At 58.2% G+C, this 13,466-nt stretch carries 13 protein-coding genes; 8 read left to right on the top strand and 5 right to left on the bottom strand.

The annotated features are described in order from the left end of the window. The first annotated feature begins 99 nt into the window (after window positions 1-99). Together IDL90_RS00970 and IDL90_RS00975 are read left to right on the top strand one after the other, a co-directional pair. The gene (locus IDL90_RS00970; protein ID WP_182140933.1) at window positions 100-2,286 is read left to right on the top strand and encodes an alpha-galactosidase; all 2,187 of its coding nucleotides are present in this window, start codon (window positions 100-102) and stop codon (window positions 2,284-2,286) included. Further along, the gene (locus IDL90_RS00975; protein WP_182140932.1) at window positions 2,286-2,891 is read left to right on the top strand and encodes an NUDIX hydrolase; all 606 of its coding nucleotides are present in this window, start codon (window positions 2,286-2,288) and stop codon (window positions 2,889-2,891) included. Before IDL90_RS00970 ends, IDL90_RS00975 begins: the two co-directional genes overlap by 1 nt. Here the strand turns inward: IDL90_RS00975 and IDL90_RS00980 are convergent. Continuing rightward, complete coding sequence (locus IDL90_RS00980; RefSeq protein ID WP_187994029.1) at window positions 2,789-3,829, bottom strand: LacI family DNA-binding transcriptional regulator; 1,041 nt, start codon at window positions 3,827-3,829, stop codon at window positions 2,789-2,791. The genes IDL90_RS00975 and IDL90_RS00980 overlap by 103 nt on opposite strands. Before the next feature lie 254 nt (window positions 3,830-4,083). On the opposite strand from IDL90_RS00980, the gene IDL90_RS00985 reads away from it, so the two are divergent. From IDL90_RS00985 to IDL90_RS01005, 5 genes are all read left to right on the top strand, one after another. After that, entirely contained in the window at window positions 4,084-5,397 is a 1,314-nt protein-coding gene (locus IDL90_RS00985; protein WP_182140930.1) for an ABC transporter substrate-binding protein, read from the top strand. Between the two features lie 120 nt (window positions 5,398-5,517). Next, window positions 5,518-6,483 carry a carbohydrate ABC transporter permease gene (locus IDL90_RS00990; RefSeq protein WP_259349469.1) on the top strand — a complete coding sequence of 322 codons (966 nt, stop codon included), beginning with the start codon at window positions 5,518-5,520 and terminating at the stop codon, window positions 6,481-6,483. Further along, complete coding sequence (locus IDL90_RS00995; RefSeq protein ID WP_259349468.1) at window positions 6,476-7,297, top strand: carbohydrate ABC transporter permease; 822 nt, start codon at window positions 6,476-6,478, stop codon at window positions 7,295-7,297. Before IDL90_RS00990 ends, IDL90_RS00995 begins: the two co-directional genes overlap by 8 nt. Continuing rightward, the gene (locus IDL90_RS01000; protein WP_187994030.1) at window positions 7,294-10,299 is read left to right on the top strand and encodes a glycoside hydrolase family 2 TIM barrel-domain containing protein; all 3,006 of its coding nucleotides are present in this window, start codon (window positions 7,294-7,296) and stop codon (window positions 10,297-10,299) included. Before IDL90_RS00995 ends, IDL90_RS01000 begins: the two co-directional genes overlap by 4 nt. A 46-nt stretch (window positions 10,300-10,345) precedes the next feature. Then, complete coding sequence (locus IDL90_RS01005; RefSeq protein WP_187994031.1) at window positions 10,346-10,987, top strand: GNAT family N-acetyltransferase; 642 nt, start codon at window positions 10,346-10,348, stop codon at window positions 10,985-10,987. 11 nt (window positions 10,988-10,998) lie between these two features. Here the strand turns inward: IDL90_RS01005 and IDL90_RS01010 are convergent, their stop codons facing one another. Genes IDL90_RS01010 through IDL90_RS01020 form a run of 3 tightly spaced genes read right to left on the bottom strand, consistent with a single transcriptional unit; the run spans window position 10,999 to window position 12,087 of the window. After that, window positions 10,999-11,271, bottom strand: coding sequence for an SHOCT domain-containing protein (locus IDL90_RS01010; RefSeq protein WP_187994032.1), 273 nt, complete (start codon window positions 11,269-11,271; stop codon window positions 10,999-11,001). Between the two features lie 2 nt (window positions 11,272-11,273). Next, window positions 11,274-11,705 (bottom strand): DUF6325 family protein, encoded by a 432-nt coding sequence (locus IDL90_RS01015; RefSeq protein WP_187994033.1) that lies wholly within the window; start codon window positions 11,703-11,705, stop codon window positions 11,274-11,276. Between the two features lie 40 nt (window positions 11,706-11,745). Then, complete coding sequence (locus IDL90_RS01020; protein ID WP_182140925.1) at window positions 11,746-12,087, bottom strand: DUF4342 domain-containing protein; 342 nt, start codon at window positions 12,085-12,087, stop codon at window positions 11,746-11,748. Between the two features lie 147 nt (window positions 12,088-12,234). On the opposite strand from IDL90_RS01020, the gene IDL90_RS01025 reads away from it, so the two are divergent. After that, window positions 12,235-12,792, top strand: coding sequence for an exonuclease domain-containing protein (locus tag IDL90_RS01025; RefSeq protein ID WP_182140924.1), 558 nt, complete (start codon window positions 12,235-12,237; stop codon window positions 12,790-12,792). Window positions 12,793-12,799: 7 nt separating this feature from the next. On the opposite strand, the gene IDL90_RS01030 is transcribed toward IDL90_RS01025, so the two are convergent. Beyond that, complete coding sequence (locus tag IDL90_RS01030) at window positions 12,800-13,462, bottom strand: hypothetical protein (protein ID WP_187994034.1); 663 nt, start codon at window positions 13,460-13,462, stop codon at window positions 12,800-12,802. Between the last annotated feature and the right edge of the window lie 4 nt (window positions 13,463-13,466).

A 13,466-nucleotide genomic window follows, 5' to 3' on the forward strand; every position in this document is an offset into this window, starting at 1 on the left:
CCGCTGGGAGTTGGACACCTGCCACAACCGGCTATATTGCTCCCCGTAAGCATGTTCGGGATTGGACCGTACACACATTCAGAGGATTCGAGGACAGAAATGGCTCCCAAACCAGAGAACTACCATTTGATCTGCGGCGGAACCTCGTTGATTGCCCATGTTCCTCGCTTCGGGTTGCCTCGGGTTCTCTACTGGGGTCCGGCCGTGGGGGAGCTTTCTGAGGTCCAGCTGGAGAGTTTTGCCGCGGCGCAGGTTCCCTACACCTACGGCTCAACTGCAGACACAGCTCCGGCACTATCTTTGTGTCCGCAACAAAGTGAGGGCTGGTCTGGTACGCCAGGTTTGGTGGGCTCCCGCGGTGGGATCGCCCTCTTCCCCCTCTTTGAAACCCTGTCCGCCACGACAGACGACCTCGACAACGGAAGTCGCGCAATCACCTTTGATTCCGTCGACGCAGAGTCGAACGTCCGACTGGTGACAATGTTGGAACTCACCCCTTCCGGGCTTCTTCGCACCCGCGCAGAGCTCACCAACATCGGCGAGGACGGCTACGCACTTGACTCGCTACTTCTGGCTCTTCCAACCCCGAGCGCGGAGACCCAGGTGATCGACCAGACGGGCCACCACCTGCGGGAGCGAGACATCCAAACCCACGACTTCACCATTGGGACGCACGCCCAAGCTCTCCACATGAACCGCGGTCACGCGGCCTCTTCCATTCATGGAACCTGCGCGAACGGCGCGGGTTGGCGCAGCGGGTCCGTCCACTACATTCACGTCGCTTGGTCGGGGAATACCCGCAGCCTGGCTGAGAAGGACACCCTTGGTTTCCAGACTCTGATGGGAGGCCAACTCCTGCTCCCAGGTGAGGTGGGCCTCAACGCCGGGCAAACCTACACGTCACCGTGGATCTACGCGACTTGGGGGGAGGGGTTGGACGAGGCCGCTGGGCGCATCCATGACTACCTGCGCGCACGCCCGAACCATCCCGCCGCCCCACGTCCGGTAACCTTCAACGCCTGGGAGGCGATCTACTTCGATCATTCGCTTCCCCGCCTGCTTGAGTTGGCGGATGCCGCGGCACAGATTGGTGCTGAGCGTTTCGTCCTCGACGACGGATGGTTTGGAAGCCGCCGTGACGACACCGCAGGACTGGGGGACTGGGTGATTTCCGAGGACGTCTGGCCGGACGGACTCACCCCACTAGCGGACGCGGTCCATAAGAACGGGATGCAGTTTGGCCTGTGGTTTGAGCCGGAAATGATCAACCCTGACTCTGATGCGGCCCGCGCCCACCCGGAATGGATCCTCAAACCAGCGACCCACATGCCCATAGAGGCACGCCAACAACAGGTCATTGACCTAACAAACCCGGAAGCGTTTGAGCATGTGCGTGGCCAGATGTTGGCCGTCTTGGACCAGACGCCGATCGACTACATTAAGTGGGATTTCAACCGCGACATGCACGAAGCGGTTTCCCAGCGTTCCGGTCGCCCGGTCTACAACGACCAGGTCAAAGCAACGTATGCACTGATGGAAGCACTCCTCGAAGCACACCCTGAACTTGAGATTGAGTCATGTGCGGGCGGCGGCGGCCGCATCGACCTCGAGATGATGAACCGAGCCGTGCGGATCTGGGCCTCGGACTGTATCGACCCCCTAGAGCGCGTCCTGATTGAGGCCGGTACGGCCCTGCTACTTCCCCCGGAGCTGGTCGGCTCCCATGTTGCCTCCCAGGTCTCTCACACCACCGGGCGCAACCTCAACCTGACGTTGCGGGCTGCGACCGCCATGTTCTCTCACATGGGAATTGAATGGGACCTAACTCAGGCCAGCGACGATGACCGCGCTGAACTTGCTGCCTGGGTGACCTTTCACAAGAAGATCCGCCCCCTTCTGCACACGGGACGCGTGGTTCACGCCGACCACCCGGACGACGGCTACTGGGTCCACGGTGTCGTAGCGCCCGACCGTAGTGAAGCGGTGTACTCGATCACCCGTGTGGCGACCTCGGCTCAACGCCCAACTCCGCCACTGTGCCTGCCTGGCCTTGACGCAACCGCCAGTTACACGGTCTCCGAGCTTCTTCCCGAGGGCGCCGAGGCGACCGTTGCTGGTTACGGAGGGGCGCAGGTGCCCTGGTGGGGAGGTGATTTGCACCTGACTGGAAGCGCCTTGGGGCTGGGTGGTATCCGCTTCCCGGACCTGAACCCGGAACAGGTGATTCTGCTTAGGATCGTTGCAACGCCCAGTGAGGGAGCTCAGTCGAAGGAGTTGAGTAGCTGATGCGGACTTCTGTTGCCGAAACGCTCACGGAAGCGTATGGAATAGCTGCGGATCCAGGTGCTCTTTTCGAGGAGTACCTGGATTTCGCGCGGGACCCTGCGAACACGTACCGCGGCACAGCCTCCGGCGAACACTTCACGGCCAGCGGCTTCGTCTTCAATCTGACCCGGGAAAAGGTCCTGTTGTGTTTCCATAAGAAGGGACAGTTCTGGGTGCAGTTTGGTGGGCATATTGAGCCCGAGGATGACTCTCTACTGGAGGCAGCAACCCGTGAGGTGAAGGAAGAGAGTGGACTTGCGAACCTGCGACCACTGCTTCCATACCCGGCGGAACTTAACCGGCACGAACTATCAGATGCTTTTGGGAAGTGTCGCGCGCACTGGGACGTAGGTTTCGCTTTCGAGGCGACCGAGGGCGAGGACGTGCTGGTCAGCGATGAGAGCGAGGACGTGCGCTGGTGGCCCATCCGCGCTCTGCCAGCGAACGCGGCTCCTTTGCTCGGTCAGCGAATCACAGCGGGCCTGGCTGCCGTTGACTCTCTAATGACCAGGGATACAGGAATCAGTTCCGGCTCCAATGTGACGGGACGTGTTCCCCGTATCTGAGCCAGAAGCTGATCGACCGCCCGCTTCGTGAAGAGGTGGAAGTTCTGGTCAACGGTGGTCAAGGGTGGGGTGGAGAACTTTGCGAGGGCGGTGCCGTCGAATCCTGCGACAGAGATGTCCTCGGGAACGCGTACACCATGCTCCTCAAAGTAGCGCAGCAGGCCGAAGGCCATTTCATCATTCGCGCAGAAGACAGCGGTCACATCGGGATCCTTGGCGATTTCTGCACCCGCGGAGTATCCCGACTGGATACTCCAGTCACCACGCCAAACCACTCCCTCTGGTTGGTTGGCATCCTTGAGTTCTTGTTGGAAGGCCTTTTCTCGCATTACTGACGGATATGAGTCAGCGGGACCGGCCAGATGGCCGATCGTGGTGTGACCCAGCTCGAGCAGGTGCTCCATGACATCCTTGACGCCCTGCCGTTCGTCGGCATTAACACTGGGGTACTGGTCCGACATCTTTGTGTCACATGCTGTGACTGGAAGCCGTGGCGGCAATGCCACTGGGCCTGTGGAAACGTGACCGATGCGGACGATGATGAGACCGTCAATGGGGAGATCAGCAAGGCGGTCTGCGGCCCGTTGGAGTTCGGCGGGGTCGGAGTGGCTGATTTGAACCAGTGTCACGGTGTACCCGCGCTTCTCGGCCTCGTTGACTATCCCGGATGTCATGAGAGATTCTCCGGTGCGCTCCACCTGTTGCGTCACAACCCCGATTGCCTTGTATTCACCACCTCTAAGCGAGCGTGCCGCGGGATTTGGGGTGTAATCGAGCTGCTCCATTGCCTCGCGCACACGCGCTTCTGTATCGCGTGCGACTTGGGATGACCCGGTGGAGACACGGGATGCGGTTTGCGGAGAAACGCCCGCAAGGCGAGCCACATCACCCAGGGAGGCAGGCTTCTGTTTGGAGCCGGACTTTCTTGAGGCACGCACGACCCGGACCCCTCCAAATCTCACCAGCGGCTGATTACGTTACCAGACTGTTATCAGTTCGAACTGAACCTAATGTTATTCTTACCACGTTGTTGGTAACGTTACCAATGACAGTGGTGTCAACCAATGGTGCATACGCCATCCGAACATTTCGGACGGTTCTCAAGGAAGATATGGGTCGCGGCAAGATTGTCGTGCGGATTTCCTTGGCCGTCCGTTAGGCGCCTGGCCACTCAACAAAGGAGTTCGAGAGTATGAAATCGATTCGCAAGAAGTCTCTGCTTGCCGCAGCGGCTGTCCTTCCGCTCAGTCTTGGTTTAGCCGCGTGCGGTGGAGGAGATGGGGGAGGGTCCGAGTCTGGCGACGCGTCCGGTGACGGCGGCAACGAACTCACCGTTTGGGCGTGGGACCCAGCATTCAACATCCGTGCAATGCAGGAAGCTGAGAAGATCTACCAGCAGGACCATCCTGATTTCAAGCTCAACATCGTTGAAACGCCGTGGGATGACCTTCAGACCAAGCTAACAACTTTGGCCATGTCAGACACTCTTGAAGAGCTGCCTGACATCTTCCTGATCCAGAACAATGCCACACAGAAGAACGTCATCAACTATCCGGAAATCTTCGGTTCCATGACTGGTGGCCCAGTTGACTTCGCGGAGTTCCCCAAGGCCGTTGTCGACTACTCCGTGATTGATGGAGAGAACTACGCTGTCCCATTTGACTCGGGCACCGCAATCACCGCGCTTCGAACCGATGTTCTTGCGGAGGCCGGCCTAACCATTGATGACTTCACTGACATCACGTGGGATGAGTTCATTGAGAAGGGCGAGGCCGTTCTGGCAGCTACGGGCAAGCCTCTCCTTTCCGGTGTGCGGGCTGAAGCTGACACCATCATGATGATGCTGCAGTCCTCGGGCGCCTCGCTGTTCGATGCTGAGGGAAACCCGACCATCAACTCCCCTGAAGTGAAGGTCGTCCTGGAGCAGTACGCGAAGCTCATCGAGAGCGGCGTGATGATTGAAAAGAACTCGTGGGATGAATACATCGGTTCATTCGTCAATGATGAGGTTGCTGGCACGGTAAATGGCATTTGGATTGTTGGCTCGATCCAAACCGCTGAAGATCAGTCCGGTAAGTGGGCAATCACCAACGTTCCGAAGCTCGACGGGGTAGCTGGTGCGACTAACTACACCGCCAACGGTGGGTCATCATGGGCAATTTCGTCCTCGGGTAACCAGGAACTAGCAATGGACTTCCTGGCGGCTACGTTTGCTGGCTCAACAGAGTTGTTCGACACGATCCTCCCCGAGACGGGCGCAGTGACGAACTGGATCCCTGCGGGATCATCGCCTGTCTACCAGGAGCCACAGCCGTTCTTCAGCGACCAGCCCATCTTCGAGATGGTTGTTGGATTTGGTGAGAAGGTGCCAAGCAACAACACCGGCGCCTACTACTACGAAGGTCGCAACGCTATCGGTGTTGCTTCGACAGAATACCTAGGCGGAGCAGACCTCGACACCGCGCTTGCAAACGCGCAGCAGCAGGTTGAGTTCGCAATGCAGTAGTGCACTCTCGATGGGCTGGGGAGTGAACCTCCCCAGCCCATCAACTTCACCGGCTTCGCTGGTGTTATCTAAAAGATTGGCGGTAGAAGACCGCCACAACCTGACACGAAAGCTGGACTCGTGCAAGCAGTTGAAACCGGAGCGAAACGCTCCCTCTTTTCTCGGAAGGGGACAGGTAATCCCGAACTGGAACGGGAGAGCCGGATGATGTCACCCCCAACCCGTAGAAATCTCACCGGCTGGGCCTTCTTGATCCCCGCCGCCACGCTCATAGCAATCATGAGCTTCTACCCCATGTTCCAGGCCTTCATCCTGTCGTTGCAGACAGGCAAGGGCTCTCGAATGACCTGGGGGGAGCCGCTGTGGGCAAACTATGCGCGTCTCTTTCAAGACCCCATCTTCAAACTGACGCTTTTCAACACCTTCATCTACCTGATCATTCAGGTTCCGATCATGCTGGTCCTAGCGATGGTGCTGGCGAACCTGCTCAACAATCCGAACCTGAAGTTCAAGGGCTTCTTCCGAACCGCGATCTTCCTACCGGCTGCCGTATCGCTGGTTTCATACTCACTGGTGTTCCGAACCCTGTTCGCAACGGACGGCACGATCAACAACATTTTGAAGTCGATCGGGTTGATAAGTTCCAACATTGACTGGTTGGGTCAGCCGGGAACTGCACGCGCTGTCATCATCATTGGTCTGCTGTGGCGCTGGACCGGCTACAACATGATCTTCTATTTGGCTGCCCTGCAGAACGTGGATCCGGCAACACTTGAGGCTGCTCGCCTTGACGGCGCAGGGCCTATCAAGACGTTCTGGTACGTGACCGTGCCGCAGCTCAAACCCATGATTGTTCTTACGGCAATCATGTCTACGAACGGAACACTGCAGCTGTTCGATGAACCGTTCAACCTGACAAAGGGTGGGCCCGCAAACACGACCATGTCGATGTCGCAGTACCTGTACAACACGGCATTCAACCTGAACGACAACTTTGGCTATGCCTCAGCGATCTCATACGCGATTCTGATTTTGGTCGCGATTCTTGCGTTTATCCAGATGAGGATTGGTGACAAGCGTGACTAACAAGACACTCCGGAAGGCTCCGGGCTACATTTTCCTGGTCATCTTCTCTCTGTTCTCTCTGTTCCCCCTGTATTTCATGTTGGTTTCCGCAACGAACACCTCAAGGGATGTTCTGGCTGCCCGCATGCTGCCAGGCGGAGCGTTCATGGAGAACTGGACCAACTTGACTGCGAATCATGGATTGTGGCCAGCGGTCATGCACTCCACGATTAACGCGGTGATCACAACCGTCCTCGCCCTCATCATCTGTTCTATCGCTGGTTACGGGTTTGAGATCTACCATTCACGCGGAAAAGACAACCTGATGAAGGTTCTGCTCCTCGCGATGATGATCCCGTTCGCTGCGACGATGATTCCCCTGTTCACCCTGTTTGCCGACTTTGGGATGCTGAAGGGATTCTGGGGTTCGACGATGGCGGTTGTTCTGCCGACGGTCGCGACGCCGTTCCTGATTCTGCTGTTCAGGCAGGCCTCACGCAGTTTCCCCCATGAAACCCTGGAGGCAGCGCGCATTGATGGTCTGGGTGAGATCGCTATTTTCACGCGCATCTACATGCCAATGATGAAGCCAACCTTCTCTGCTGCCACGGTTATTACCTTCATGGCTGCGTGGAATAGCTTTATGTGGCCGAAGGTGATCCTACCTGCAAGATTCCAAACCCTGCCGATGTTGACCTCAGGTCTCACAGCGGGCTACGTAACCGACTATGGTGTTCTGATGCTTTCAGTCCTGATTGCATCCCTTCCGACAATGGTTATCTTCCTAGTACTTCAGAAAAGCTTCTCAAACGGAATTATTGGAGCCGTCAAATGACCTTCGACCTCACGCTACTTTCGGATCCGCAGGTAGTCGCAATCAACCGCTTAGATCCTCATTCGGACCATCGGTGGTTTGCATCCCTCCAAGAGCAGCGTGGGGGGCGAAGCAGTTACGAGCAAAGCTTGGATGGAACCTGGAAGTTCCACTACTCTCGCAACCCCTTCGGCGTTCCGCAGGGGTTTGAGAAACTCGATTACGACACCTCAACCTGGGATGACATTCGCGTTCCTGCTCACATTCAGATGGAGGGCTACGACCGCAATCAGTACGTCAACACGCAATACCCGTGGGATGGCCAGGAAGAGCTAGAGGTCCCTGAAGTTCCCATGCGGTTCAACCCCACGGCGTGCTACGTGAAGAACTTTTCTTTGGATCGCACCCCTGAGCCCGGTGAACGTGTCACCATCACCTTCAACGGCGCTGAGAGTGCGATTGCCCTGTGGCTCAACGGCACATTTGTTGGCTACGCAGAGGACAGCTTCACGCCCTCGGAGTTTGACATCACGGAACTTTTGGTCGAGGGCGAGAACAAATTGGCCGCCGAAGTATTCAAGTGGTGTTCGGCCTCGTGGTTGGAAGACCAGGATTTCTTCCGCTTCTCCGGTATCTTCCGCGACGTTATTTTGCGGACTTACCCGGCTACCCACGTGCGGGACATTCACGTCGGCGTCGACGTTGCTGACGACCTCGCTTCCGCAGATATCAAGATTGATGCGGATGTCGAGGGCGAAGGAAGCGTCGTTGTCTGGTTGGGTGGGCAGGCCCTGGATGTGGACGAGGACGGGAAGTTTGTCGTTACCCTGACCGACCCCCACCTGTGGTCCGCCGAAGACCCCTACCTCTACGAAGCTCAGGTAGAGGTGTCCAACGACGAGGGGGTCGTCCTCGAGTACATTCCCCTGAAGATTGGTGTTCGTCGGTTTGGAATCGAAGACGGACTGATGAAGATAAACGGCGAACGCATCGTCTTCTTCGGCGTTAACCGTCACGAGTTCGGGTTGCAGGGCCGCGTCATGACGCGTGAGGAAACTGAGGCCGATATGGTCGCCCTCAAGCAGGCCGGTTTGAATGCGATTCGTACCAGCCACTACCCGAACAACTCGTTCTTCTACGAGTTGGCTGATCAGTACGGCTTCTACGTTATTGATGAGATGAACCTCGAGAGTCACGGACTGTGGGACAAGGTTCGGTTCGGGGAACTTCCAGTCGAGACAGCCACACCGGGGGATAACCCGATTTGGCTGCCGTCCCTGTTTGACCGTGCCGCCAACATGTATGAGCGCGACAAGAACCACCCCAGCATCGTGATCTGGTCGTGCGGCAATGAGTCATTTGGTGGCACCGACATCTTGGCGGTGTCGAACTACTTCCGCGACGTTGACAGCCGTCCGGTGCATTACGAGGGCGTCCACTGGGATCCGCGTTACCCGGAGACCACGGACATGTACTCGCAGATGTACACGCCCGCCGAAGATGTTGAAGAGTTCTTGAAGGAGCACCGCGACAAGCCATTCATCCTTTGCGAGTACGCGCATGCCATGGGCAACTCCTTTGGTGCAGTGGATCGATACATGGATTTGGCTGACCGCTACCCGCTGTACCAGGGCGGGTTCATCTGGGACTTTGCGGATCAGGCGATCCTCATGACTGACCGCTACGGTAAGCAGTACTTTGGATACGGCGGGGACAGCAATGAGGCTCCGTACGACAACGAGTTCTGCGGTAACGGCATCTTCTTCGCCGACCATTCACCAACCCCCAGGATGCAGGAGGTCAAGTACCTGCACCAGGGGATCCGTGGCACGGTGACGCCCTCAGAAATCACCATCACGAACCGCTACAACTTCACGAACACCGACGCATTCGGCTGTGTTGTCACCGTGTCGCGTGAGGGTGAAGTGGTTGAAGAGGCGGGCCTGGAAACCAGTGTCGCTCCCGGAGAGACGAAGGTTTACGAAGTCCCCGTGACAATCCCCAACGAACCGGGTGAGTACACGGTGGACGTGTCCTTCCGACTCCGTAGCGATGAGCCGTGGGCTCCCGCAGGCTTCGAGGTCGCCGCCGAACAGGGTGTCGTCGAGGTCGAGGGCGCACCTGAGCCCGTCTGTCCTCCGGCTCCGACCGTTGTGGAAGGAATCCACAACTACGGGGTTTACGGTGAGAACTTCTCTGTGTCGTTCTCAAGGTTGTACGGCGGAATCCAGTCCTACCGTTATGGCCTGACGGGCGATGGCGGACGTGACCTGTTGAAGACGGTTCCGGTGCCGAACTTCTGGCATGCTCCGACCTCGAACGAAAGAGGATGGGGCGCACCTGCCGAGGATGGACAGTGGTTGCTTGCCTCGCGTTACGCGAAGTCCACATGGACGGAAGATAATCCGACCCTGGAAGAGCGTGACGATATGGCCGTGGTGACATACAAGTACGCGCTGCCAACAATCCCAGCCAGCGAGTGCGTTGTGGAGTACGCGGTGGACGGGGTCGGTCACATTGATGTCACGATGACCCTGAAGCCGGGGGAGGGACTCGGTGACCTACCCGAGTTCGGGATGCTCTTCACTGCGGACGCGGATCTTTCCGAACTGAAGTGGTATGGCGAGGGTCCGGATGAAAGCTACTCGGATAGGCGCGGCGGCGCACGTCTTGGGGTGTACGAACAGAAAGTTGCCGACCAACTGACCCCGTACCTTCGTCCTCAGGAAGCCGGCAACCATACCGGAGTCCGCTGGGCTGAAGTGACGGACGAACGAGGGCGGGGCCTTCGGTTCGACACTGACGCGCCAATGGACTTCTCAGCGCTGCACTGGAGTCCGTTTGAGATCGAGAACGCTGCTCACCACAACGAATTGCCACCCATCATCAACACTGTCATCCGGCCTGCTTTGGCGCGACGCGGCGTTGCGGGGGACAACACGTGGGGGGCGCGTCCTCATGAGGAGTACCTGATCCCGGCTGAGGAGATGGTATTCAAGTTCGGGTTTGTCGGGCTCCTGTAGCACTCCGGTGGTATCCCAGTCGCATGTCCTTCGTAGGGGCGGGTTGATGATCCGCCCCTACGAAGCTGCGGACTGGGATGGTGTCGGAAGAGTCTGCGTACAGACCGGCGATAGCGGTGGCGACGCAACCGGGATGTATGCCAATGATGACTTGCTCCCCGCCATCTATGCCTACCCCTACGTGGTTTTCGAGCCGGACTTGGCGTGGGTGGTTGTGGCGGATTCAGCCGAGGACGATGCCACTGACGGTGAGGTTGTGGGCTATATTCTCGGCACCTCGAACGTCACCGCGCTTGTTGAGTGGTGGGCGGGGGACTGGGCTCCCAGGTTTGAGGAGCTACTCCCAGTTGATGATGGTTGGACCGGCGCTGATCTTGAAGTGCGCGGCCGTGGTGAGCACCCCGAAGACCAACTGAATGAGGTCGTGCGGAAGCACCCCGGGGAGTTCCATATTGATCTGCTCCCTGCGGCCCAGGGACACGGCCTCGGTCGCACACTGATCGCCATTTTTGCCGCAGCACTGCGTGACCGTGGAGTGCAGCGTCTCTCTATTGGTGTTGGGGCAGCCAACCAGGACGCCCTTGCGTTCTACAGGCATCTTGGGTTTGAAGAGTTGGAACGCAAGGTTGCGGAATCTGGTGAGGTCCTCGCATACCGCATGGGCGCACAGGTGGCAGACCTAGTCTGACCACCTGGGTGCTAGCCCCCTGCGAGGATCCGCTGTTTCTGCATCTCGAACTCTGCCGGGGTGAGGACACCCGCGTCCCGGAGCGCTCCGAGCTGTGCTAACTGGTCGAGCATCGGTGACGCCGGGGCGACAGGTACCGGCGGCGCGCTCTGAGCCTGGACAGGCTGGTTTACTCCGGCCATCGCTGCATCTTGGGCCGCCCAGCGCTGCTGCTGGCGGCGGTGAGTGCTGCCGATTACTCTGGTTGCAACGTGGGCCCTGGCGGCTGTGCGTAGCAAGCTCATGTCTAGCTCTTCTCTTCTAGTGCGCGTTCGAGGTCGGCAATGGCAACTCCGCCAGAGAGGACTTCAGCCCCTCCGGCCAGTACCCATGCTGCGGCTGCGGTTGCAAGGGAACGGTCCTCGTAGACGATCGCCACCGCAAACTGGCCCTCTTCCAAGTCTGCAACGATGGTGTCTAGGTCTTCTGCGTCGAGAATGCCTGAGTAGACACCTTCGAGGAGATCAAGGTCAAAACCTGTCACGTCCAACAGATCTGCGAACTGGCCCTTTGAGGGATGGCCCGCACTATCCTTGCTGATGAGCTCAATATCAAGGACCTCAATAATGCCTTGGTCAACGCGATCGAGCAGAGCTTGCAGACCCAGACCTATATCGGCGCCTTGGTCAAATGCGAACACAAGGTAGTCGACTGGTCCTGAGAATTCTTCTGAGGCCATTGCTAGGCCATCCTTTCACTGTGAGTGCGAAAGCCTTCGGCTAGTCGTTGTTTTCGGCGTACGGGGTCAACTGGATCGCAATGGTCTCTTCGGTGGCTCCCGAAGGCGTTGTCGGCTCATCGCGGATCACTTCCACCTGCACCGATGAGGCTAGGGCTGCGATGACCCCGATTGCGCTAACAAGGGGAGCTGCGAGGACGAATGCGCCCCCGGCAATGGCACTCCCGGTGAGTGGAACGTTGACAAGTTCCTTGCCCTTCTTATTGCGGACAATGACCCTGCGGGCGTTGCCCTGCTCAACAAGCTCCTTGATCTTGTCTGCCAGGTTCTCGGTGGCAACGGTAAAGGTCTCTGAGAAGGTGTTTCCGTCTTTTTCGGACATTTTGGTGCGCTCCTTCGCGGTGTGGATTGGAGGTCGGGCGACGTCAGATCCAAGGTCTGCCTTAAGGTTGTGTAGCAGATCTCAGTGTAATCAACAGCTTCTGCGGTGGCGAGAGGCGCGGCGACTGCCGTTGAGTAGCATGAATGGATGCGTAATCGTTATCCCGCGTCTTCCAAGTGGGTTGCTCCCGCCGCCGTCCTCGCCACGCCCTCGTTTGTGGCCGTCGATTTTGAAACTGCCAACACCAGTCGAGTATCGGCATGCCAGATTGCCATGGTGCGCATTGAGCGAGGGCGGATTGTGGATCGTTTCGCAACGCTTCTTGCACCCCCACCCGGGTTCAACATGTTCCAGTTCACCTACCTCCATGGGATCAGCGCGCAGGATGTCTACTATTCGCCCTCGTGGGCGGAAGTTTCGCAGCAGGTTACCCAGTTCAGCGGGGCCTCCCCGGTTTTTGCGCACAATGCGTCCTTTGATGCTGGAGTGTGGAAGGCGTTGGACGACTTCTACGCTTGCTCGACTCTGCCGCATGACTTCTACTGCTCATACCGCACCGCGAAAGGCCTGGTGCCGGGCCTTGAGAACTACAAGCTACCGACCGTTACCCAGGCTCTGGTTCCCGGCTACCAACTTGACCACCACCGCGCCGAATCTGATGCGGAGGCGTGCGGGCTGATCGTGGCGGCGTTGGCCAGGATCTAGCGGGACCTCAGTTGTTTTCCGCCCTCAGGCGTGACTGAATAGCGGCGATCTCGGTAATCGTGCGCTCGGTGGCCTTGGAATAGGCCGTGAGTTCACTGTGTAAGTCGGCCTCGCCCTCGTCCGCATTCTGCACGCCGGACTCAAGTTCAACGACGCAATCACGGATGTCGTCGAGGCTTTCGGCAAGATCGGCGATGTGGTTCATCAGTGCCTGTACGTCCGCGGAAGACGCGAGAAACTGCGACCACCGCGCCAGTGCCTGGGTGATGTCTTCACGTTCGCGGATGACTTCGTGCAGAAGGGCGTCGAGCTGTGCGGCTGTGGGGTGGGCGGTAATGGTGAGCGTGCGTGGCGCGATGTGTCCGCGCCGGATGTCACTGTGTTCGTCATCCGCAAGTGCGTGCAAGATGTCCGTCAGCGCCAGACGGGTCACCGGAGACCACTTGCGGTGCTCCCGAGCTGCCACCCACCGGTCGATGAAGAGAGCCGTCAGAAGGAAAGTCAGAAGACCAGCGGCAATGCCCGAAAGGATGACGGTTTCCGCCCACACGCCTGACGCAATATCAAGCCAAATGATGCCGATAAGGAGCAGGATAATTAGGGCGCCAGCCGTGATGTCGAGGGCGCGGCGTATCCTTTTGGAAGGCATGTAGGTCATGTCTTTGACCATAGCC

This window comes from Schaalia sp. JY-X159 (genome assembly GCF_014525425.1).
Classification (GTDB): Bacteria; Actinomycetota; Actinomycetes; order Actinomycetales; family Actinomycetaceae; genus Scrofimicrobium.